At 61.2% G+C, this 22,872-nt stretch carries 20 protein-coding genes and 1 pseudogene; 12 read left to right on the top strand and 9 right to left on the bottom strand.

What is annotated here, in order from left to right; translation table 11 throughout:
• Nucleotides 1-45: 45 nt before the first annotated feature.
• The 7 genes from WLY71_RS00625 to gshB all read right to left on the bottom strand — a co-directional run bounded on the left by WLY71_RS00625 (nt 46) and on the right by gshB (nt 6,095).
• Nucleotides 46-1,317 (bottom strand): dihydroorotase, encoded by a 1,272-nt coding sequence (locus tag WLY71_RS00625; protein WP_149628304.1) that lies wholly within the window; start codon nt 1,315-1,317, stop codon nt 46-48.
• Complete coding sequence (locus tag WLY71_RS00620) at nt 1,314-2,318, bottom strand: aspartate carbamoyltransferase catalytic subunit (protein WP_007897943.1); 1,005 nt, start codon at nt 2,316-2,318, stop codon at nt 1,314-1,316. Before WLY71_RS00620 ends, WLY71_RS00625 begins: the two co-directional genes overlap by 4 nt.
• Before the next feature lie 27 nt (nt 2,319-2,345).
• Nucleotides 2,346-2,849 carry a bifunctional pyr operon transcriptional regulator/uracil phosphoribosyltransferase PyrR gene (gene pyrR / locus WLY71_RS00615; RefSeq protein ID WP_033060467.1) on the bottom strand — a complete coding sequence of 168 codons (504 nt, stop codon included), beginning with the start codon at nt 2,847-2,849 and terminating at the stop codon, nt 2,346-2,348.
• Between the two features lie 84 nt (nt 2,850-2,933).
• Nucleotides 2,934-3,371, bottom strand: coding sequence for a Holliday junction resolvase RuvX (gene ruvX / locus WLY71_RS00610; protein WP_005792259.1), 438 nt, complete (start codon nt 3,369-3,371; stop codon nt 2,934-2,936).
• Entirely contained in the window at nt 3,371-3,943 is a 573-nt protein-coding gene (locus WLY71_RS00605; protein ID WP_046045231.1) for a YqgE/AlgH family protein, read from the bottom strand. The genes ruvX and WLY71_RS00605 overlap by 1 nt, the downstream gene beginning before the upstream one ends.
• Nucleotides 3,944-4,164: 221 nt before the next feature.
• Nucleotides 4,165-5,064, bottom strand: a complete 900-nt coding sequence (locus tag WLY71_RS00600) for an energy transducer TonB (RefSeq protein WP_129440360.1) — start codon at nt 5,062-5,064, stop codon at nt 4,165-4,167.
• Nucleotides 5,065-5,141: 77 nt separating this feature from the next.
• A complete protein-coding gene (gene gshB, locus WLY71_RS00595) occupies nt 5,142-6,095 on the bottom strand; it encodes a glutathione synthase (RefSeq protein ID WP_056738965.1) in 954 nt (317 codons plus the stop codon).
• A 234-nt stretch (nt 6,096-6,329) separates the two neighbouring features.
• Between gshB and pilG the strand changes: the two genes are divergently transcribed.
• The 6 genes from pilG to WLY71_RS00565 all read left to right on the top strand — a co-directional run bounded on the left by pilG (nt 6,330) and on the right by WLY71_RS00565 (nt 16,412).
• The gene (gene pilG, locus WLY71_RS00590) at nt 6,330-6,734 is read left to right on the top strand and encodes a twitching motility response regulator PilG (protein WP_008152601.1); all 405 of its coding nucleotides are present in this window, start codon (nt 6,330-6,332) and stop codon (nt 6,732-6,734) included.
• A gap of 57 nt (nt 6,735-6,791) precedes the next feature.
• On the top strand, nt 6,792-7,157 hold the full coding sequence (gene pilH / locus WLY71_RS00585; RefSeq protein WP_008068134.1) for a twitching motility response regulator PilH: 366 nt from the start codon (nt 6,792-6,794) through the stop codon (nt 7,155-7,157).
• Nucleotides 7,158-7,167: 10 nt separating this feature from the next.
• The gene (locus WLY71_RS00580; protein WP_347802092.1) at nt 7,168-7,716 is read left to right on the top strand and encodes a chemotaxis protein CheW; all 549 of its coding nucleotides are present in this window, start codon (nt 7,168-7,170) and stop codon (nt 7,714-7,716) included.
• A 230-nt stretch (nt 7,717-7,946) separates the two neighbouring features.
• Nucleotides 7,947-10,004, top strand: coding sequence for a methyl-accepting chemotaxis protein (locus tag WLY71_RS00575; protein WP_347802091.1), 2,058 nt, complete (start codon nt 7,947-7,949; stop codon nt 10,002-10,004).
• 53 nt (nt 10,005-10,057) lie between these two features.
• Nucleotides 10,058-15,964 (top strand): Hpt domain-containing protein, encoded by a 5,907-nt coding sequence (locus WLY71_RS00570; RefSeq protein ID WP_347802090.1) that lies wholly within the window; start codon nt 10,058-10,060, stop codon nt 15,962-15,964.
• Entirely contained in the window at nt 15,957-16,412 is a 456-nt protein-coding gene (locus WLY71_RS00565; RefSeq protein ID WP_347802089.1) for a chemotaxis protein CheW, read from the top strand. The genes WLY71_RS00570 and WLY71_RS00565 overlap by 8 nt, the downstream gene beginning before the upstream one ends.
• Nucleotides 16,413-16,526: 114 nt before the next feature.
• Here the strand turns inward: WLY71_RS00565 and WLY71_RS00560 are convergent, their stop codons facing one another.
• The gene (locus WLY71_RS00560; RefSeq protein ID WP_347802088.1) at nt 16,527-16,901 is read right to left on the bottom strand and encodes a DUF6124 family protein; all 375 of its coding nucleotides are present in this window, start codon (nt 16,899-16,901) and stop codon (nt 16,527-16,529) included.
• A gap of 470 nt (nt 16,902-17,371) precedes the next feature.
• Here WLY71_RS00560 and WLY71_RS00555 point away from each other — a divergent pair, with 470 nt between their 5' ends.
• From WLY71_RS00555 to trhA, 3 genes and pseudogenes are all read left to right on the top strand, one after another.
• A complete protein-coding gene (locus WLY71_RS00555; protein ID WP_347802087.1) occupies nt 17,372-18,001 on the top strand; it encodes a nucleotidyltransferase domain-containing protein in 630 nt (209 codons plus the stop codon).
• Nucleotides 18,002-18,030: 29 nt separating this feature from the next.
• Nucleotides 18,031-18,336 (top strand): annotated as a pseudogene (locus tag WLY71_RS00550) (hypothetical protein); the annotation flags it as partial.
• Nucleotides 18,337-18,621: 285 nt separating this feature from the next.
• Nucleotides 18,622-19,239 (top strand): PAQR family membrane homeostasis protein TrhA, encoded by a 618-nt coding sequence (gene trhA / locus WLY71_RS00545; RefSeq protein ID WP_347802086.1) that lies wholly within the window; start codon nt 18,622-18,624, stop codon nt 19,237-19,239.
• Nucleotides 19,240-19,244: 5 nt separating this feature from the next.
• Here trhA and WLY71_RS00540 read toward each other — a convergent pair whose 3' ends face one another.
• Complete coding sequence (locus WLY71_RS00540) at nt 19,245-20,153, bottom strand: LysR family transcriptional regulator (RefSeq protein WP_347802085.1); 909 nt, start codon at nt 20,151-20,153, stop codon at nt 19,245-19,247.
• 107 nt (nt 20,154-20,260) lie between these two features.
• Between WLY71_RS00540 and WLY71_RS00535 the strand changes: the two genes are divergently transcribed.
• From WLY71_RS00535 to WLY71_RS00525, 3 genes are read left to right on the top strand one after another with little or no spacing between them, the layout of a single operon-like run.
• Nucleotides 20,261-21,502 carry a D-amino acid dehydrogenase gene (locus WLY71_RS00535; RefSeq protein ID WP_347802084.1) on the top strand — a complete coding sequence of 414 codons (1,242 nt, stop codon included), beginning with the start codon at nt 20,261-20,263 and terminating at the stop codon, nt 21,500-21,502.
• Nucleotides 21,503-21,520: 18 nt separating this feature from the next.
• A complete protein-coding gene (locus WLY71_RS00530; protein WP_347802083.1) occupies nt 21,521-21,871 on the top strand; it encodes a RidA family protein in 351 nt (116 codons plus the stop codon).
• 26 nt (nt 21,872-21,897) lie between these two features.
• Nucleotides 21,898-22,800, top strand: coding sequence for a transporter substrate-binding domain-containing protein (locus tag WLY71_RS00525; protein ID WP_283182014.1), 903 nt, complete (start codon nt 21,898-21,900; stop codon nt 22,798-22,800).
• The last annotated feature ends 72 nt before the right edge of the window (nt 22,801-22,872 follow it).

The following is a 22,872-nucleotide window of genomic DNA, read 5'->3' as shown; positions in this document are numbered from 1 at the left end:
CATATTCCCGTGTAGGAGCTGCCGCAGGCTGCGATCTTTTCTTTTTTACGCCTGGTGGCTAATGCGTCCATCCACCAAGGTGTAACGCACCACCCCCGGCAGGCTGTGCCCAATGAACGGGCAGTTTTCGCCTTTGGACAGCCAGGTCTCACCGGCCACGGTCGAAGCCGCCGGATCGAACAGCACGATGTCCGCCGGTCCACCTACCGCCAGTTTGCCCGCCGGCAGGCGCAATGCCTCGGCAGGTCCGGTGCTCAAGCGCGCCAGCAGCGTTGGCAGATCCAGCAAACCGTCTTCCACCAGCGTCATCGCCAACGGCAGCAGCAGTTCAACGCTACTGATGCCCGGCTCGGTGGCCCCAAACGGCGCCAGTTTGGCATCCCGCTCGTGGGGTTGGTGATGGCTGGAAATCGCCGATACCACACCCGATTTCACCGCTTCGCGCAGGCCATCGCGGTCGGCGCGGGTGCGCAGCGGCGGCTGGACGTGATAGAGGCTGCTGAAGTCGATCAGCGCTTCGTCGGTCAGGATCAGTTGATACAACGCCACATCGGCCGTCACCGGCAGGCCGCGAGCCTGGGCCTGAGCGATCAGAGCCACGCCACGTGCGCTGGTGAGCTGGCTGAAGTGCGCGCGCACACCACTTTGCTCGACCAGCAGCAGATCCCGCGCGAGAGCCACGGTTTCGGCGGTTTCGGGAATGCCCGGCAAACCGAGGAAGCTGGCGGTCGGGCCTTCGTGGGCCAGGCCACCTTCGGCCAGGTCATGGTCCTGAGAGTTGAAAATCACCGTCAGGTCGAATGTTGCGGCGTATTCCAGTGCCCGGCACAGCGTGCGGGTGTTGCGGAAGCTGTCCAGGCCGTTGCCGAAGGCCACGCAACCGGCATCGCGCAAGGCGACCAGCTCGGCCAGCTGTTCGCCGTCCAGGCCTTTGCTCAGGGCGCCGATCGGGAAGACTTTGGTGTTGCCGGCCTCGCGGGCGCGGTCGAGGATCAGTTCGGCCACGGCCGAGGTGTCCAGCACCGGTTTGGTTTTCGGCGGGCAGCACAGGCTGGTCACGCCACCGGCGGCAGCTGCGCGGGTTTCGCTGGCGATTGAACCTTTACGGCTGTAGCCAGGCTCGCGCAGGGCGACGTTCAGGTCAACCAGCCCAGGGGCGGCGACCAGGCCTTTGGCGTCGAGGGTGTCGACGGCGACAAAACCGGCTGGCGCGGCGCCAAGGGCAATGATCTTGCAGGCTTCAATATGGATATCGGTAACTTGATCCAGGCCGCTGGCCGGATCGATGACGCGGGCGCCGAGAATGCTGAGCTTCACTGGGCGTTCTCCTGCTCGAATTGGCGCTGGGCAGTCTGCCCGCTCATTGCCATGGACAGCACGGCCATACGAATCGCGATGCCGTAGGTGACTTGATTGAGGATCACCGAGTGCGGGCCGTCGGCCACCGCCGACTCAATCTCCACGCCGCGGTTGATCGGCCCCGGGTGCATGACGATGCAATCCGGTTTGGCTCCGGCCAGGCGCGCGGTGGTCAGGCCGAACAGGCGGTAGAACTCACCTTCGCTCGGCAACAGGCCGCCGGTCATGCGTTCGCGCTGCAGGCGCAGCATGATCACCACGTCGACGTCTTTCAGGCCTTCGGTCATGTCGGTGTAGACCTTCACGCCGTATTGCTCGATGCCGATCGGCAGCAGGGTTTTCGGCGCGATCACGCGGATGTCCGGGCAGCCGAGGGTTTTCAGCGCCAGCATGTTCGAGCGCGCCACCCGCGAGTGCAGGATGTCGCCGACGATAGCGACCGAAAGGTTTTCGAAGCCGCCCTTGTGCCGACGGATGGTGAGCATGTCGAGCATGCCCTGGGTCGGGTGGGCGTGACGGCCGTCGCCGCCGTTGATGATCGCCACCTGCGGGCAGACATGTTCGGCGATGAAGTGCGCCGCACCGGAATCACCGTGGCGCACGACGAACATGTCGGCGGCCATGGCTTCCAGGTTGCGCAGGGTGTCGAGCAGGGTTTCGCCCTTGCTCGCCGACGACGTGGACACGTTCAGGGTGATCACGTCCGCCGACAGCCGCTGGGCCGCCAGTTCGAAGGTGGTGCGGGTGCGGGTGGAGTTCTCGAAGAACACGTTGCACACGGTCTTGCCGCGCAGCAACGGGACTTTCTTCACCGCCCGGGCGCCGACTTCGAGGAACGAGTCGGCGGTGTCGAGGATTTCCGTCAGCAGCTCGCGGCGCAAACCGTCGAGCGAGAGGAAGTGGCGCAGCTGGCCCTGATCATTGAGCTGCAGCGGGCGCTTGGTTTCTAGAGGCGTCATCGCGAGGGGGACTCTCAATAGGGCGAATTAAAGGGCGAGGTCTTGCAGTTCGAGCTTGAGTTCCGGGCCGGACAGTTTCACCCGTTCGTGGGCTGCCAGCGACAGGGTCGCGCCGACCACATTCGGGCGGATCGGCAGCTCGCCGGCGTCCAGGTCCAGCAGGCACACCAATGTCACGCTGGCCGGGCGGCCGTAGTCGAACAGCTCATTGAGGGCGGCGCGGATGGTCCGGCCGCTCATCAATACGTCGTCGATCAGCACCAGGTGCTGGCCTTCGATCTCGAACGGCAGAGCCGAAGGGCGCACTTGTGGGTGCAGGCCGTTCTGGCTGAAGTCGTCGCGGTAGAAGGAGACGTCCAGGGTGCCGAGGGGCGAATCGCTGCCCAGTTCATCGAGCAACGCCTGGGCGACCCAGACGCCACCGGTACGAATCCCGATGTAGCGCGGTTCGCTGATGCCACGTTTGGCCAGATAGGCGTCAAGCCGGGTCGCCATCTGGCTGATCAGTTCAACGGGATTGGGCAGGCTCATGGTTGCTCCTTCTTGGGTCCGAGCCGGGTTCTGCTGGAGAGGTGGCTCGGGTTGTAGCTAAGTAGAGACGCTTGTTGCGGCTCTTCAGGATTCGAACAGTGCAGTATTTTCGTCGAGCCAGCCTTGCAGCAGCAGGGCGGCGGCGATGGCGTCGACCGGATTGTCGCGGTAGCTGCCCTTTTGTCCGCCACGATCACGCCGTTCACCCTTGGCTTCGAAGGTGGTCAGGCGTTCATCGTGGGTATAGAAGGGCAGGTTGTAGCGGCCATTGAGGCGGCGGGCAAATTTCTCGGCGCGCAGGCACATGTCGCTCGGCGTGCCGTCCATGTTCAAGGGCAGGCCAACCACCACGGCATCGGGTTTCCACTCTTTAATCAGGGCTTCGACCTGATTCCAGTCGGGAATACCGTTTTGTGCCTTCAAGGTGCACAGCTCGCGGGCCTGGCCGGTAATCACCTGGCCGACCGCAACGCCGATCTGTTTGGTGCCATAGTCGAAACCCAAAATCAGGCGCAGGGCCATCAGGCGTGTCCCGCCTGGCTGGTCAGCAGGCTGAGATTGACGCCCAGGTGCTTGGCCGCTGCTTCCAGGCGCAGTTCGCTGCTGGTGTTGAACAAAATATCGGCATCGAACGGGCAAGTCAGCCAGGCGTTCTGGGCCAACTCGGCTTCCAGCTGCCCGGCTTCCCAGCCAGCGTATCCGAGGGCGATCAGGCTTTTCGCCGGACCGACGCCGTCGGCGATGGCGAACAGCACATCCTGGGAGGTCGACAGGGCCAGTTTCTCATCAAGCTCAACGGTGGCCTGATAACTCTGCCCCGAGGGGTGCAGAACAAAACCGCGATCGGTCTGCACCGGGCCGCCGATGAAGATCGGCACGTGCTGGCAGAGCACCGGCGGTTCGATGTCGGGGCGCAGTTGCTCGAGGATATCGGCCAGGTTGAGGTCTTGCGGACGATTGACCACTAGCCCCATGGCACCATTGGCCGTGTGCTCGACGATGTAGGTCAAGGTGTGCGCAAAGTTCGGGTCGACCATGTGAGGCATGGCAATCAGGAACTGATGCTTGAGGTAGCTGGGGCTGACGTTCTTCATGAGCGCTAGTGTGGCGTTGGAGGGGCGAACTGACAAGCTGGGGATGCGTTGGAAAATGCTGTCGCATGTCCCTGTAGCAGCTGGCGAAGCCTGCGTCCGGCTGCGAAGCAGTCGTAAATCGTCATACGTCATTTATTCAGGAGGACCGTGTTTTGTGGGTTTGCGAGGACTGCGTCCTCGAACGCAGGCTTCGCCAGCTGCTACAGAGAGCGTGCCGTCCATTAATTACTGGACAACCGGTCCCCGCGGGCAAACTTCCAGGTGCGGATGATTTCCAGACGATCGATATCCGACAAATCCCCGGTAAACGGTGAAAACGGCGCCGCCAGTCGCACAATGCGCTGCGCTGCCTGATCCAGCAGCGGTTGTCCGGATGACTCCAGCACCAGCACTTCAAAGAGCGAGCCGTCACGGTTGATCGAAACCATCAGGCGCAAATTGCCGTAGATCTGCTTGCGTCGCGCTTCGTCGGGGTAATTCAGGTTGCCGATGCGCTCGACCTTCTTGCGCCACTCGTCCTTATACCAGGCGCCCTTGTCGCGCATGGTCGACGCGGCGCTCAGGCGATGGATACGCGGGCGCTTGGCATACAACTGTTGTTCGTTGGCCAGTTCCGCTTCCAGGCTGGCAATGTCGGTGGACAGCTGTTCACTGTCGAACGTCGGCGCGGCGACTGCGGGTTTGGTGACGGGTTTGGGTTCTTCGGTTTTGGTGGCGGCCTTTTTCGGCTTGGGCGCGACGGTCGTCACGGCTGCCTTCGGTGCGGCTTCCCGCACTTCAGGCTTGGCCGCCGGCGGTGGCGTGACTTTCTGCACCTTGTTGTCCTGGAAAGGCGCGACCTCGGTGGTCTTGGGAATTGCCTTTTTATCCAGGGTGCCGCTGCCTTGCTGATTCTCTTGAGCCAGGAAATCGGCTTTCTCAGGCTTCTTTTCGCTTTTAAAGGTGGCGAGGGTGATTTCCAGGGTTTTGCTGATTTGCTTGGGTTCGACCATCGTAAAGCCGACGCCCAACAGCAAGGCCAGGTGAATCAGCGCCGCGAGAAACAGGGTAAAACCGAGGCGATCAGCCGGGCGCACGCCACGATGGGCGAGTTCAGCGGGTAGATCGGACGGGAGCGTCATGACAAAAAAACCAACATCGCGTTTTTCACAGGCCGCGGATGATAACGCAATGTTGGTCGTTTCTAGGCTGTTCTATATCAACGGGCCTTGAGCTTCTGATCGATGGCATCCATCAGCAGGCCGCCAATGTCAGTGCCAAACGCGTTATCAATCTCGCGAATGCAGGTCGGGCTGGTGACGTTGATTTCCGTCAGATGCTCGCCGATCACGTCCAGGCCGACGAACAACAGGCCTTTTTCGCGCAGGGTCGGGCCGACTTGTGCGGCGATCCAGCGATCTTTCTCGGTCAGCGGTCGGGCTTCGCCACGGCCACCGGCGGCGAGGTTGCCTCGGGTTTCACCGGCGGCCGGAATTCGCGCCAGGCAGTAATCCACCGGTTCGCCGTCGATCATCAGGATGCGCTTGTCGCCATCGATGATTGCCGGCAGGTAACCCTGAATCATGATCTGCTGTTTGCCGTGCAGGGTCAGGGTTTCGAGGATCACCGACAGGTTCGGGTGGCCAGCGGTGTGACGGAAAATCGAAGAACCGCCCATGCCATCCAGCGGCTTGAGGATCACATCGCCGTGGTGATCGGCGAATTCACGCAGTACGTCCGGGCGACGGCTGACGATGGTCGGCGGCGTGCACTGCGGGAACAGCGTGGCGAACAGCTTTTCATTGCAGTCGCGCAGGCTTTGCGGCTTGTTGACCACCAATACGCCAGCGCGTTCGGCTTGCTCCAGCAGGTAAGTGGAGTAGACGAATTCCATGTCGAACGGCGGATCCTTGCGCATCAGGATCACGTCCAGATCGCTCAGCAGCGCGTCGGTCTCGGCTTCCAGTTCGAACCATTTTTCCGGGTTGGCGAAGACTTTCAGCGGCCGCATCCGCGCCCGCGCTTCGCCTTCGGCCTGGTACAAATCGCCCTGTTCCATATAGAACAGTTCCCAACCGCGCTTCTGTGCGGCCAGCAGCATGGCCAGCGAGCTATCCTTTTTATAGGAGATGCTGGCAATAGGATCCATGACAATCCCGACGCGAACGCTCATGGGTTTTTCCTCGAATTTGGGTGGTCCGATTGGACACGAAAAAGTGGCGTCAGATTGGCGCTCAGTGTGTTCCCGGTCAAGGAAAAACCACCGCGCCGGTCCCCCGATAGATTGCATTTGGAGACTGTGCTAAAAAGGCTGCCATATCGTTCTGGCCCTTAAACATCAAGGGCTTCGAGCCTCCGGTTATCGGAAATGGACAATTTGATTCGCAAAGGCGACGGCAGAGCATTTATGGAACAGCATTCCAGCGCCTTGAAGGTCATGGTGATCGACGATTCGAAAACGATTCGCCGTACCGCCGAAACGCTGTTGAAAAACGTGGGTTGTGAAGTGATCACGGCCATCGATGGTTTCGATGCTCTGGCCAAGATTGCCGACAATCACCCCGGCATCATCTTTGTCGACATCATGATGCCGCGTCTGGATGGTTATCAGACCTGCGCTTTAATCAAGAACAACAGTGCGTTCAAGTCCACGCCAGTGATTATGCTGTCGTCCAAGGACGGGCTGTTCGACAAGGCCAAGGGGCGCATCGTCGGCTCCGACCAGTTTTTGACCAAGCCTTTCAGCAAGGAAGAACTGCTGAACGCGATCCAGGCCCATGTACCGGGCTTCGCCGCTGTTTTGCCGCAGTAGGACACGCACAGTGACGCTCGGCCAGCGGGCCCGGCGTCGACAAAAATGGGGAAGACCATGGCACGTATTCTGATCGTCGATGATTCGCCGACCGAAATGTACAAACTGACCGGCATGCTGGAAAAGCACGGTCATGAAGTGTTGAAAGCCGAAAACGGCGCCGACGGCGTGGCCCTGGCCCGTCAGGAAAAACCCGACGCGGTGCTGATGGACATCGTCATGCCTGGCCTCAATGGTTTCCAGGCAACCCGTCAGCTGACCAAAGACCCGGAAACCGGGCACATCCCGGTGATCATCATCACCACCAAGGATCAGGAAACCGACAAGGTCTGGGGCACGCGCCAGGGCGCCAAGGACTACCTGACCAAACCGGTCGACGAAGAGACCCTGATCAAGACCCTGAACAACGTGCTGGCCGGTTGATCGTCCGGCCATGACTGAGTCGCTGACGGCTTTCGAACTGCTGCTGCAGATCGACCAGCGTTGTCGTCTGCTGGCGGCGGACTTGCCGTCCCAGCCGACCCGACAAGACAGTTGGAGCGGCATCGGCTTCCGTCTGGGCGAACACTGGTACGTCGCGCCCATGGGCGAAGTCAGCGAAGTGTTGCATGAGCCTCGGTTCACCCAGCTGCCGGGGGTCAGACCCTGGGTCAAGGGCGTGGCCAACCTGCGCGGGCGTCTGTTGCCGATCATCGACTTGTGCGGCTTCTTTTCTGGTAATGAGCCTGGGCATGAGCTGTCAGCCGTGCGCAAGCAACGCCGGGTATTGGTGGTGGAGCATAACGAGGTGTTTACCGGGTTGATGGTCGATGAAGTCTTCGGCCTCCAGCACTTTGCCCAGGACAGTCTTGAGCCGGTAGATACCTTGAGCGGCCCGATTGCACCGTTCATCCAAGGCCAGTTTCAGCGCGAGCAGAACTGGCAGGTGTTCAGCCCATTTGCATTGGCGCAGTCACAAAGCTTTATGCACGTAGCGCTGTAAACGCGAACGCATTGCCTTATGTAGCAGCTGCCGAAGGCTGCGTTCGAGCCGGGGTCGCGCTCGACCGAAGCCCTCGCAAAATCAGGCGGCGTATTTTTTCAGATGCACCGTAGCGCCAGAGTTTACGACCGCTTCGCAGTCGGACGCAGGCTTCGCCAGCTGCTACAAGGGATCGCGTAGGTGTCGAGGATTGGCGGTCACAGAGAATTCAGCTGTTCAGGCGAGGACCGATGATAAAAGCAAAAACAGGCAAGCCAGAAGGGTCGCGCAGCCGGTCACAGATCATCGCGCTGTTCATCGCGCTGATCGTCTTCATCATGCTGCTGTTCGCCAACTTCGCGTACCTCAACACCCAGGCCACGTACGACAAACAGTACATCGGCCACGCCGGTGAGCTGCGCGTGCTGTCCCAGCGCATTGCCAAGAACGCCACCGAAGCCGCTGCCGGCAAGGCTGCGGCGTTCAAGCTGCTGAGCGATGCGCGCAATGACTTTGCCCAACGCTGGGGCTATTTGAAGAAAGGCGACCCGGCCACCGGCCTGCCGCCGGCGCCGTCCACCGTGCGCCCGGAAATGCGCGCGGTGCAACTGGACTGGGAACGCTTGCTGAAAAACACCGACGCGATCCTCTCCAGCGAACAGACCGTGCTGTCGCTGCATCAAGTCGCCGCGACCCTGGCCGAAACCGTGCCGCAGTTGCAGGTCGAGTACGAAAAAGTCGTCGAAACGCTCCTTCAGCGCGGGGCCCCGGCCGCGCAGGTGGCCATGGCCCAGCGTCAGTCGCTATTGGCTGAGCGGATTCTCGGTGCGGTGAATACCGTGCTGTCCGGTGATGAAAACTCGCAGCAGGCCGCCGACGCCTTCGGTCGCGATGCGGCGCGATTCGGCCAGGTGCTCAACGGCATGCTTCAGGGCAATCCGTCACTGAAAGTCAGCCAGGTTGAAGACCGCGATGCTCGCGCGCGGTTGATCGAGATTTCCGAGCTGTTCGAATTCGTCTCGGGTTCGGTGGATGAAATCCTCGAAACCTCGCCGGAGCTGTTCAAGGTCCGTGAATCGGCCACCAATATCTTCACCCTCTCGCAGACCCTGCTCGAGGAAGCCTCGCACCTGGCCGGCGGTTTCGAAAATCTGGCCGGCGGGCGCAACACCGATACCATTGGCGGCTACGTGCTGGGCCTGTTGGCGCTGATGTCGATCATCCTGATTGGCCTGGTGATGGTCCGTGAAACCAATCGTCAGCTACGTGAAACGGCCGAGAAGAACGAGCGTAATCAGAACGCGATCATGCGCCTGCTCGACGAGATCGAAGACCTGGCGGACGGCGACCTGACCGTGACCGCCTCGGTGACTGAAGACTTCACCGGGACCATCGCCGACTCGATCAATTATTCCGTGGACCAATTGCGCGATCTGGTGGCGACCATCAACCTCACCGCTGGCCAGGTCGCTGCCGCCGTGCAGGAAACCCAGGCCACCGCCATGCACCTGGCGCAGGCTTCCGAGCATCAGGCGCAGCAGATTGCCGAAGCCTCCACCGCGATCAACGACATGGCCCAGTCCATCGATCAGGTCTCGGCCAACGCCGCCGAATCGTCGGCGGTGGCCGAACGCTCGGTGGAAATCGCCAACAAGGGCAATGAGGTGGTGCACAACACCATCCACGGCATGGACAATATTCGCGAGCAAATTCAGGACACCGCCAAACGCATCAAGCGCCTCGGCGAGTCCTCTCAGGAAATCGGCGACATTGTCAGCCTGATCGATGACATTGCCGACCAGACCAACATCCTTGCGCTCAACGCGGCGATTCAGGCCTCCATGGCCGGTGATGCCGGGCGCGGTTTTGCGGTGGTCGCCGATGAAGTCCAGCGGCTGGCCGAGCGCTCGTCCGCCGCCACCCGGCAGATCGAAACCCTGGTGCGGGCGATTCAGACCGACACCAACGAAGCGGTGATTTCCATGGAGCAGACCACCACCGAAGTGGTGCGCGGCGCTCGTCTGGCGCAGGATGCCGGAGTGGCCCTGGAAGAAATCGAAGGCGTGTCGAAGACCCTCGCCGCGTTGATCCAGAGTATTTCCAACGCAGCGCAGCAACAGACGTCCTCGGCCGGTCAGATTTCCCTGACGATGAACGTGATCCAGCAGATCACCACGCAGACCTCGTCTGGCTCCACCGCCACCGCCGAGAGCATTGGCAACCTGGCGAAAATGGCCAGCCAGCTGCGGCGTTCGGTGTCGGGTTTCACCTTACCGGCCGCCAAGGCTGCGGCTGCGGATAAAGTGTGAAACGCCTGCGGGCGAATGCGTTTTTTTGAGTAGAGCAGTGATTTGGAGTGGCTATGGGTGATCGGCACGACTATGTGGCCCTCGAGTGGGTCAAAGGCGAGATTGCCGAAACGCTGAAAGTGGCTCACCAGGCGATTGAAACGTTGCTTGATGACCCGCAGGCGACGCACGCCCTCAGTGAATGCCTGGCATGCGTCCATCAGGTTCACGGCAGTTTGCAGATGGTCGAGTTCTACGGCGCGGCCCTGCTCGCCGAAGAGATGGAACATCTGACCAAGGCATTGCAACAGAACCGCGTCAGTCATCGCGATGAGACGCTCCACCTGTTGCTGCAAGCCCTTGGGCAGTTGCCTATTTACCTCGACCGGGTGCAAGGTGCGCGACGCGACTTGCCGCTGGTGGTGCTGCCGCTGCTCAACGATCTGCGCAGCGCCCGTGGCGAAAGCCTGTTGTCGGAAACCAGCCTGTTCAGCCCGCAATTGCCGGACCTGCCGCCCCTGGACGAAGAGTCGCTGGCGCTGCTGGAGCCGGCGGATTTACCGAACGTGCTGCGCAAGTCGCGGCAGATGTTGCAGATGGCCCTGGTCGGATTGCTGCGTGAGCAGGATGGCGAAACCAACCTCGATTATCTGACCAGAGTTTTTACGCGTCTCGAAGGCCTGTGCGGCAATGCGCCCCTGAGCCCGTTGTGGCAAGTCGCCTCGGCGCTGGTCGAAGGCATGCGCGGCGGCTCGATTGCCAACAGTCCGGCGTTGCGCAGCCTGTTCAAGGAGGCCGACAAAGAACTGAAGCGCCTGCTCGAACAGGGCATGCCCGGAATCAATCAGCCGGCGCCGCTGGAGTTGCTCAAAAGTTTGCTGTTCTACATTGCCAAGGCCGAACATCCCACCGGGCAGATGCTGACCATGAAAGATCGCTACGGACTGGACGACGCGCTGCCTGACAGCGCGATGGTCGACGAAGAACGGGCACGGCTGGCCGGTCCCGACCGCGATGCCATGCGCTCGGTGTTGGCCGCTTTGTGTGAAGAACTGGTGCGGGTCAAGGAACGCCTGGACCTGTTCGTGCGCAGCGACCGCCAACACACCTCGGACCTCGAAAGCCTGCTGGCGCCCCTGCGGCAAATCGCCGACACCCTGGCGGTGCTCGGTTTCGGCCAGCCACGCAAGGTCATCATCGATCAACTGGCGATGGTGCTGAGCCTGGCCCAGGGCCAGCGTGAGCCCAACGACGCGATCCTGATGGACGTCGCCGGTGCCTTGCTCTACGTCGAAGCGACCCTCGCCGGCATGGTCGGCACCGTCGAGCCGGAAAGCCAGGAAGAAAGCCGTCTGCCGACCACCGACCTGACCCAGATCCATCAGATCGTGATCAAGGAAGCGCGCATCTGCCTGCAACAGGCCAAGGACATGATCGTCGACTACATCGACGCCGACTGGGACCGCCAGCACTTGCAGCCACTGCCGGCCTTGCTGACCCAGGTGCGCGGTGCGCTGGCGATGATTCCGTTGAGCCGTGCGGCGAGCCTGATCGAAACGTGCAACCACTTCATCCGCGAGCACCTGCTGCTGGATCCGGATCATCCCGACTGGCAGGAACTGGACAGCCTGGCCGACGTCATCACCAGCATCGAGTATTATCTGGAGCGCCTCAGCGACGACCCTGAAGCGCCGGGCGAAAAGTTGCTCGACGTCGCGGAAAAAAGCCTGGCCTCACTCGGCTTTTTCCCCAGCGAGCAGCAGGTGCCGGTGCTTGAAGATGTGCTCAGCCCGAGTGAAGCGCAGGTCATGCAGGACTTGCAGGAACTGGACGACCCAGAGACCGTCCAGTCACTGGCCGATGTATTGGCCAGCCCTGTGTCCTCCGTCAATCCGCCCGCCCTGACGACCCCGGGAAGCCTTTTGCCGCCGCCCGCCGGTGAAGAACCGGTGGACGATGAGCTGCGGGAAGTGTTCCTCGAAGAAACCGATGAAGTCCTGGAAATCCTCCGGGAGTACCTGCCGCGCTGGTCGGCCGACCCCGAGAGTAAGTCGGCCCTGAGCGAACTGCGCCGGGCCTTCCATACGCTCAAGGGCAGTGGCCGGATGGTCCGCGCGCTGGTGCTGGGCGAATTGGCCTGGTCCGTGGAAAACCTGCTCAACCGCGTACTGGAACGCAGCGTTCCGCCGGGGCCGGCGGTGCAACAACTGCTGGGCGATGCGCTGAATCTGCTGCCGGAACTGGTGGCCGAGTTTGCCAACCATGCCCAGCGCCAGCGCAACGATGTCGACCAATTGGCCGCACGCGCGCACGCCTTGGCCAAGGGCAATGAGCCGATACCCGACGAGGACGCACAGGACGTCGCAGCCCTCGATCCGCTGCTACTTGAAATTTTCCGCAACGAAGCCGAAACCCATTTGGGCAGCCTCAACCGTTTCCTCGATCAAGCTGCCGAGCACGTGCCATTGCAGGCCAGCGACGAGTTGCAGCGGGCGCTGCACACCCTCAAGGGCAGCGCCTCCATGGCTGGCGTATTGCCGATCGCCGAGCTGGCGACGCCGCTGGATCATCTGGCCCGGGAGTACAAGGCGCACCTGATCGCCCTCGACCTGGACGAAGTCGAACTGTTACTCGAAGCCGAAGGCTTGTTCCGTCTGGGGTTGCGACAACTCAAAACCGACCCGCTGGCCGAGATTCCTGGCGCCCGCTCATTGATCGAACGAACCCAGGCATTGCTGGCCGAGCGTCTGGAAACGCTACTGAGTGCACCGAATACCGGGTTGCGCATCAAGCGTGATCCGCAACTGATCAACAACTTCCTCGCGCAAGGCATGGACATCCTGCTCGACGCCGAAAGCCTGTTGCAGCGCTGGCAGCAACATCCCGGCGAGCGTCAGGAACTCAGCGCATTGCTGGACGAATTGACCACCCTCGGCGAAGGCGCCCATCTGGCTGATCTGCATCCGGTGGATGGGCTCTGCGAAGCCTTGCTCGACCTCTACGGTGCTGTGGAAGAAAGCAGCCTGGCGGTCAGCGAGGCGTTTTTCCATGAGGCGCAAAGTGCCCATGAAGCGCTGATCAACATGCTCGACGAACTGGCCGCCGGCCAGGAAGTCAGCCCGCAACCGGAACGCATTCGAGCCTTGCGCGGGTTGCTCGATGAGAGCCTGGATCCGTCGGCCATGGGCCTGATCCGCAGCGACGGCAGTCGCACGTTGAGCATTCGGGAACTGGGCAGTGCCACGACTGAGCTGGAACAGACCGCGACTCAGGTTGAGCTGGACGATGAGATCGTTTCGATCTTCCTCGAAGAGGCGGTGGATATCCTCGAAAGCGCCGGCCAGGCTTTGCAGCGCTGGCTGAGCGACCCGGACAACGCTGCGCCGTTGTTGTCGTTGCAGCGAGATTTGCACACCCTCAAGGGTGGCGCGCGGATGGCCGAGGTCGAGCCGGTCGGTGAACTGGCCCATGAACTGGAAAGCCTTTACGAAGGGCTGGTGGACCGCCGTTACGCCTACAGCGAAGCCTTGGCGCACCTGCTGCAACACAGTCATGACCGGCTCGCGCAGCTGCTTGATCAGTTGCAGAACCAGCGGCCATTGGGCGATCCGGGTGAGGTGATCCAGGCCATTCGCGAGTTTCGCCAGGGCAACGCCAGCGCTGTTGAAACGGTCGAACCGGCACGGGCCGAGGACTCACCGGGCCATGATCCGGAGCTTCTGGAGATCTTTCTCGAGGAAGGTTTCGACATCATCGAAAACTCCGGCGCGGCGCTGGTGCGCTGGCAGGCCGAGCCTTCGAATCGTCAAGAAGTGGAAACCCTGCTGCGTGATTTGCACACCCTCAAGGGTGGCGCGCGGATGGTGGAAATCGCGCCGATTGGCGACCTCGCCCATGAGCTGGAATTCCTCTACGAAGGCCTGTCCGCTGGCGTGTTGCAACCCACCGCCGCGTTGTTCGGCTTGTTGCAAAGCAGCCACGACCGACTGGCGCAGATGCTCGACGCGACCCGTGCCGGTCAGCCATTGCCGCCCGCCGATCAACTGATCGACGCGATCAAGAATTTCAGTCATCCGGCAGTGCCCGAAACGCCGGCACCGGTCGTGGCGTGCGCAACGCCGAAAGTCGAGACGCCGGCACCACAACCCGATGCCGGCGCGGACATGGTCAAGGTCTCGGCTGAGCTGCTCGACGACCTGGTGAACCTGGCCGGCGAAACGTCGATCTTCCGTGGCCGGATCGAACAACAGGTCAACGATGCGCGCGTGACCCTGAGCGAGATGGAAACCACCATCGAGCGCATGCGCGACCAATTGCGCCGGCTCGACACGGAAACCCAAGGGCGGATTCTTAGCCGCCAGCAAGTCGAAGCCGAACGCCTGGGCTACGAAGAATTCGATCCGCTGGAAATGGACCGCCACTCGCAGTTGCAGCAACTGTCGCGCGCGCTGTTCGAATCCGCCTCCGACTTGCTCGACCTCAAGGAAACCCTCGACCGACGCAATCAGGACGCGGAGAACCTGCTGCAACAGCAGGGCCGCATCAACACCGAATTGCAGGAAGGCCTGATGCGTACGCGCATGGTGCCGTTCGAACGAATGCTGCCGCGCTTGAAGCGGATCGTCCGCCAGGTCTCCAGCGAGCTGGGCAAGGACGTGGAATTCATCGTCGGCAATGCCGAAGGCGAGATGGACCGCAACGTCCTCGAACGCATGGTCGCGCCGTTGGAGCACATGCTGCGCAATGCCGTGGATCATGGCCTGGAATCCGCCGAGGTGCGTATCGCGGCGGGTAAACCGGCTCAGGGTCGAATCACCCTCGACCTGTCGCGAGAGGGCGGCGACATCATTTTCGACATCCGTGACGACGGTGCGGGCGTGCCGCTGGACGCGGTGCGGCGCAAGGCGATCAAACGCGGATTGCTGGCCCCGGACAGCGACATCAGCGACCGCGACGTGTTGCAATTCATCCTGCAACCGGGGTTCTCCACCGCCGAGAAAATCACCCAGATTTCCGGGCGCGGCGTCGGCATGGACGTGGTGCATGAAGAGGTCCGGCAGCTCGGCGGCAGCATGAGCATCGACTCTGTGCCGGGGCAGGGCGTGCACTTCCGGATTCGCTTGCCGTTCACCGTATCGGTCAACCGGGCGCTGATGGTGCAGTGCTTTGATGATCAGTACGCGATCCCGCTGAACACCATCGACGGCATCGTTCGCGTGCTGCCCAACGAACTTGAAGGGCATTACCGGCTCGATCCGCCGACCTACAAATACGCCGGGCAACATTATGAACTGTGCTACCTCGGCGAACTGTTGAAAACCAGCCATCGCCCGAAACTGCTGGGCCAGAGCTTGCCGTTGCCGGTGTTGCTGGTGCAGTGCAACGAGCGGCACATCGCGGTGCAAGTGGACTCCATGGCAGGTACTCGGGAGATCGTGGTCAAAAGCCTCGGCCCACAATTTGCGGCGGTGCAGGGTTTGTCCGGGGCCACGATTCTCGGCGATGGGCGGGTGGTGCTGATTCTCGATTTGCTGGCGCCGATCCGCGCCATGCAGGCCCGTGTGCCGCAACAGTCAGTGGCTGAGGAGGCGGAGGTCGAGCCGCACAAACCCTTGCTAGTGCTGGTGGTCGATGACTCGGTCACCGTGCGAAAGGTCACCAGCCGTCTGCTGGAACGCCACGGCATGAACGTGCTGACCGCCAAGGACGGTGTCGACGCCATGCTGCTGCTTGAAGACCACATGCCTGACCTGATGCTGCTGGACATTGAAATGCCGCGCATGGACGGTTTTGAAGTCGCGACCCAGGTACGCGCCGACGAACGTCTGCAGCACCTGCCGATCATCATGATCACCTCCCGCACCGGGCAGAAACACCGCGACCGCGCCATGGCCATCGGCGTCAACGACTATCTCGGCAAGCCGTACCAGGAATCGGTGCTGCTCGAAAGCATCACCCTGTGGAGCAAAACCCATGCTTGAGCACCGCACCAGCAACCTCACCGGCCTGCTGCTGCCCTTGGCTGACCGCAACCTGATCCTGCCTAACGTCGCTGTTGCGGAGCTTATTGATTACCAACCCAGCGCCTTCGACCTCGACACTCCGCCGTGGTACCTCGGGCGGGTAACGTGGCGGAACCGGCAGATTCCGTTGCTGAGTTTTGAGTCGGCGTGTGGGCAGAAAATCGTGATCGGGGAGCGGGCGCGGATTGTCATCCTCAATGCTCTCGGTGGGCGGCCTGAGTTGAAGTTTATTGCGCTGTTGGTGCAGGGGATTCCGCGGTCTTACAAGCTTGATAGCCAATTGAGTTATGTGGATGTGCCGTTGTGTTCACTGGAACAGGCGGCGGTGCAGGTGGGGGAGCAAGTGGCCAAAGTCCCTGACTTGCTGGCGTTGGAGGATTTACTCGTAAGTGCTGGGTTGATCTGACTGGCCCCATCGCGAGCAAGCTCGCTCCCACAGGGGTTTTGTGTACGACGGAGATCCAATGTGGGAGCGAGCTTGCTCGCGATGGCGGCCTTCAATTCACCACAGCCCTGACTGCTAAGCGCTGGCCTGAGCCTTCAGTTGCGACTCCTCATGATGATCCAGCGCCCGCGCCACCAACAACTGCACCCCATCCGCCATGCGGCTGAGCGCCAAGGCTACAGAGCGGCGCGAGCCTTCCACATCGTCCGCCAGATCGGCAGCAATGGCGCTGATGGACAGCAGGTCTTCGGAAGCGTTGGCCAGAAGGGCTTCGGTGTCGATATCGGGGGAGACGCTGAAGAGGTGATGTTTGCGGCGCTTGCCCGGTTTTTCATGGGGCGGGAAGTAGTAGGAAAAGACGCGGTCGGCGGCTTCCTTGAGTTTTTCGGCTTCGAGGGATGCTTCGGAGCCGGTGTCGGTTTCCGGCGGGTTGGGAGTTGGTTTGTACATGGCAAAGATCCTTGTAGTGATGGAGCTGCCGTTTTTCGTTTTCCAGACGAAAAGGGTGGCAGCTGTACGCGGACTGGAAAAACCGAGAAAGGATCAAACCCGGCAGACCCGAAGGTCTCCCACGTACAGCCGCCATAACTTAGAACTACGGAGCAAAAAAGCGCCGCATTATGTCATGTGCATTGATCCTGTTCTTCGGGTTTTCCAGACCCGATCGCTGAATTGGCAGCGACCCGGAAACGATAAAGATCAACGCAAAACCGCACCAGTCGGCGGGTTCTGGCATTGCTGTAGGCAGCGACGTCAGACTGCGTAGCCTCTCACCACTCCTGCGGACAAACTTTTAAACACAAAACCCCAGGCGGTCGGACCTTCCGACAAGCCCCCTCGCCACAAAGGTTTCTGCTCTAGGTTGAAGATTCCCAAAAAGGGACCTATCGTTCCCTTTTTGGGACTTATCGGTCGTTGCCGTGAAAAACCTGTCATTGAGCGAAGCCTTGTTCACCACCACCCAGCAAAAAGTGCTGGGCCTACTGTTCGGTAAACCCGACCGAAGTTATTACGCCAACGAGATCGCCCGCTGGGCTCAAGTGGGTAAAGGCAGCCTCATGCGCGAGCTGGATCGGTTGCAGCGGGCAGGCGTGCTGACCATGACCCGTCAGGGCAACCAAACCCACTATCAAGCCAATCCCGAGTGCCCGATCTATGCCGAACTGCTGGGCATTGCCCGCAAAACCTTTGGTATTGCCGAGCCTCTGCGTCAGGCGCTCCAACCCTTTGTCGAACAGATCACTTGGGCATTTGTGTACGGCTCTATCGCCAAGGATCAGGCAAACGCATCCAGTGACATTGATCTCATGCTGATCGGCGAGGGCCTTCACTACAGTGAAGTGATGGAGCGGCTTATGCCTATGGAAGAGCAACTGGGCCGCACCCTCAACCCGGCGCTCTACACCCCCGACGACTGGGCCGCGAAACTGGCGGCTGAAAACAGTCTTGTCGTGCGGGTAGCGCAGCAGGACAAGATCAATCTGATGGGGGGAAACCCTGTAGGAGCTGCCGAAGGCTGCGATCTTTTGATCTTTGCGCGCCATCAATGATGTAAAGGTCAACAGATCGCAGCCTTCGGCAGCTCCTACCACTTTCCTTCGCGAGTCGTTTCGACCTGGCTTACAACGCTGCTCATGCCCTTGCACTGACGGCTCTTCGCTTGTGCGGCTACCGTTCAGACAAGCGATATCTGGTGTTTCAGTGCCTGATTCATACCACTGATATTGGCAAAGTACAGGTTCGGCTATTCGCCCTGTGTCATGAACGACGAAACCTGGCGGAGTACGAAGGCTATATGGATGAAGATCCGGCGTTGTTGGCGCAGCTGTTGGAAAGTGCTGAACAGCTTCTGATTCGCGTACAGCAGCAGATGACCGGACTGTAATGCTCCGTCATTGAAAACAGTGGGGATTGTTCTGGCCCCATCGCGAGCAAGCTCGCTCCCACAGGGGTTTTGTGTAAGACGGAGATCCATTGTGGGAGCGAGCTTGCTCGCGATGGCGTCCGCCCAGTCAACCATTACCCTAAGCGTAACGATCCGTCTCTCTGCTTGATAGATGCCCCCCACGACAGCTCTTACAGGGGGGCATTGTTTTCTGAAACATTGCGCTTTTAGTCTCAAGGCCTGAGCCTTGCGCGATGCGGCAACGAATTTTGGGGTGAGCAACACATGTATCACGGGGAAAGATTGAACGCCTGGACGCATCTGGTCGGGGCGGTGGCAGCGGTGGTCGGGGTGGTGTGGTTGCTGGTGATCGCCGGCATGGACGGCAGCCCGTGGAAGATCGTCAGCGTGGCGATTTACGGGTTCACCTTGTTGGTGCTTTACAGCGCATCGACCGTTTACCACAGCGTGCGTGGGCGCAAGAAGGCGATCATGCAGAAGGTCGATCACTTTTCGATCTACCTGTTGATTGCCGGCAGCTACACACCATTCTGTCTCGTGACGCTACGCGGCCCGTGGGGCTGGACGTTGTTCGGGATTGTCTGGGGATTGGCGCTGGTCGGCATCCTGCAAGAGATCAAACCGCGTTCGGAAGCGCGGATTCTGTCGATCGTGATCTACGCGGTGATGGGCTGGATCGTGCTGGTGGCGGTCAAGCCGTTACTGGCGGCGTTGGGCAGTACAGGTTTCGCCTGGCTGGCGTCGGGCGGCGTGCTGTACACCGTGGGCATTGTCTTTTTTGCGCTGGATAGTCGTTTGCGCCATGCCCACGGGATCTGGCATCTGTTCGTGATCGCCGGGAGTTTGCTGCACTTCGTGGCGATCCTGTTTTATGTCCTTTGAGGCCTCTAAGGGATCAAGCGATCCAGTTGTGCCTGCGCCCGTCGGCTGAACACCTGCAACAAGTCGCTCAGGGTGTGGGGCGGCGGTTCGTCGGCGCGAGTGACCGCATACAACGTGATCGGTAACGCTGGCGCCAGAGGTCGAATCGCCGTGGTGGCGGGGGATGCGCCGAGCGCGGTAAACGGGTCGATCACTGCCAGCCCGGCACCGGATTCAACCATCGCCCGCGCCAGCGAATAGGTCTGCACGGCGATGCGAACCCGTGGCGGCGGATCGACCGCCTCAAGGTAGCTGTCGAGCCTGGCCGCCAGCGGATCGGCGCTGGACAGGCCGATCAGCGGCGCGCCGGCCAATTCGATCAATGGTAATGGTTGACCCAAGGCGTCGTCGGTCCAATAGCCCAACGGCGCCAGCGCCACCAAAACCCCGCAGGCCAGGGGCTGCGCCTTCAGGCCCGGATGATCCGGCGGCTGCAAGGTCAGAGCGACATCCACTTCGCGCATCAACAAATTCTGCATCAGCTCACGGCTGTGGGCGCTGGACAATTCGCAGGCGATGTCCGGGTAACGTTGCGTCCATTCGTTGATGGCCGGCGGCAGCAGCGACAAGGCCAGCGCCGGAATCGCGCCGATCCGTACGCTGTGACCCGGCTCGCGACGCAGGCTCTGGGCCAGACGTCGCACGCCTTGCAGGCTTTCGGTGACCTTGTCGACTTCGCGCTCAAGCTCCAGCGCTTCGGGCGTAGCCTGCAATTTACCGCGCACCCGCAGGAACAACGGGAAGCCCAGTTGCTGTTCGGCGTGTTGTAGCACTTTGCTCACCGCCGGCTGCGACACGTGCAGCAACTGCGCGGCGCCACTGACCGAACCGGTCTGGCGAATGGCCTGGAAAATCTCGATGTGTCGCAGTCGCATGGCAAGTCCATAACCTTTGTTTATGGGTCAGGCATCTTTATGCATTGTTCAACGCCTGTCACCTGGTCCTAATCTGAAGCCTGTTTCAACAACGGTTAAGGACAGACATGGCTCAGCGGGTTTGCATCATCGGTGGTGGCGTCATCGGGCTGACGACGGCTTACGCACTGGTGCGCGACGGCATCGACGTGACGCTGATCGAGGCCCGGGACTCGCTGGGCAGCGAGACCAGTTTCGCCAACGGCGGCCAGTTGTCCTACCGTTACGTCGCGCCATTGGCGGATGCCGGCGTACCGTTGCAGGCGCTTGGCTGGATGCTGCGCGGTGACTCGCCGTTGAAGCTGCGCCCGCGCCTGGACCCGGCGCAATGGCGCTGGATGGCGTCCTTCCTGGCGGCCTGCCGTCGTTCGGTGAATCAGCGCAACGGCGCGCACTTGCTGCGTCTGGCGCTGCTGAGCCAGTCCACGCTGCAAGGCTGGCGCGAAGAAGACCGCCTCGACGGTTTCGACTGGCGGCGCAACGGCAAACTGGTGACGTTTCGTGAAGCCGCGAGTTTCGAACACGCTCGCCATGGCCTCGCCGATCCGCGACAGCAGCACGTGCTGTCGCGGGCCGAATGCGCACAGTTGGAGCCTGCACTCGCCGAGGCGCCGTTTGTGGGCGCGATTTATACCCCCGACGAGGAGGTCGCCGATTGCCATGCTTTCTGCCAGCAACTGCTGGCTCGGCTCCAGGCGTCGGGGCGTTGCGAGTTTTTGCTCGGGCGCAAAGTCACCGGCATTCGCCACGTGGACGGCGCGGTACAGGCCGTCGAAATGGGTTCGCAAGTGCTGCCGGTCGAGCAACTGGTGATTGCCGCCGGACATCGCAGTCCGGCGCTGGCGTTGCCGGGCATGAACCTGCCGCTGTATCCGCTCAAGGGCTACAGCCTGACCTTGCCGATCCGCGCTGAACATCGCGCGCCGGAGCTGAGCATCACCGATTACAACCGCAAGATCGTTTACGCCCGCATCGGTGACCAACTGCGCGTGGCGGCGATGGTCGACATTGTCGGTTTCGACCCGGCGCTCGACCCCAAACGTCTGGCGCTGATCAAGCGCCAGGCGCAGGAAACCTTGCCCAATGCTGGCGATTACGACGCCGCCGTCGAATGGGCCGGCATGCGCCCGGCCACCCCCAGCGGCGTGCCGTTGATCGGCGCCACGGCGTACCGCAATCTCTGGCTCAACCTCGGCCATGGCGCCCTGGGTTTTACCCTGGCTTGTGGCAGCGCCCGGTTGCTCAGTGAGTTGATCGCGCGGCGCACACCTTCAATTGAAATGCAGGGCCTCGCCCCCCGCGTCGCCTGACTTGAAAAGGAAAAACCGATGAACATCAACCGCATCAACAGCAACAGCCGACTCTCTGGCGCGGTGACCTTTGGCGATCTGGTGTTTCTCTCGGGACAGGTTCCGGGTGACAGCACCGACGTCACCGGCCAAACCGCCGAAGTGCTGGCGAAAATCGATGCGTTGTTGGCTGAGGCTGGCAGCGACAAGGATCATCTGCTCAACGCGACCATTTACCTGAACGACATTGGCCGCGACTTTGCCGTCATGAACGAGGTCTGGTCGCAGTGGTTGTCGCCGGGCAAGGCGCCGACCCGTACCACCTTGCAGGCGCAACTGGCCCGTCCAGAGGTTCTGGTGGAAATCACCGTGATCGCCGCCCGCCGCTAATCAACTGACCCACACGGAGAATAACAATGCAAAAAATCACGTTGATCGGCTGCACCCTCGGCCTGCTGCTCGCCAGTCAGGTCCAGGCCAACGAAGCGCCACTGACCGGCACGCTGAACAAGGTCGCCAATGCCAAGAGCATCACGCTGGGCTATCGCGACGCGTCGGTGCCGTTCTCCTACGTGGGTGATCACACGGGGCAGCCGATGGGCTATTCGGTGGATCTGGCGAGCAAGATTGTCGAGCGCATCAAGCAAAAGCTCGAGCTGCCGGATCTGCAGGTGAAGTACAACCTGGTGACCTCGCAAACGCGCATTCCACTGGTGCAGAACGGCACGGTCGACCTTGAGTGCGGCTCCACCGGCGTGACGGCCGAGCGCATGCAGCAAGTGGCGTTTTCCTACGGGTTTATCTACGTGAAGGGGCAGTTGCTCACGGCGAAGGACAGCGGCATCAAGCGCTTCGCCGACCTGCGCGGCAAGAACGTCGTGACCACCGCGGGCACCACCAACGAGCGGTTTCTGAAGAGCTACAACATCGATCACAAGATCGATATGTTCGTGATCAGTGCCAAGGACCACGGCGAAGCCTTCCAGATGTTGCAGTCAGGTCGGGCGGCGGCGTTCTATATGGATGACGCGCTGCTTTACGGGGAACGCGCCAAGGCCCGCGATCCGCATAACTGGGTCGTGGTGGGCGAGGAGCAGTCGCGGGAAATCTACAGCTGCATGGTGCGCAAGGGTGATCCGCAGTTTCTTGAGTTGGTGAACTCGACACTCGCCGATCTGTACAGTTCGGGCGAGATCAATGGCATCTATCAGCGCTGGTTCCAGCAACCGATTCCACCCAAAGGCCTGAACCTGGAATTCCCGATGACCAGCGAACTGAAAGCAATCATCGCCAAGCCGGTGAGTGATCCGGTGCAATAAGATCAAAAGATCGCAGCCTGCGGCAGCTCCTACAGGGGCGCGTTTCAACTGTAGGAGCTGCCGCAGGCTGCG

The sequence above is a fragment of the Pseudomonas rossensis genome, from assembly GCF_039888995.1.
Lineage (GTDB): Bacteria > Pseudomonadota > Gammaproteobacteria > Pseudomonadales > Pseudomonadaceae > Aquipseudomonas > Aquipseudomonas rossensis.
The sequence above is the reverse complement of the archived record's forward strand: the minus strand, read 5'-3'. Positions and strand labels throughout refer to the sequence as shown.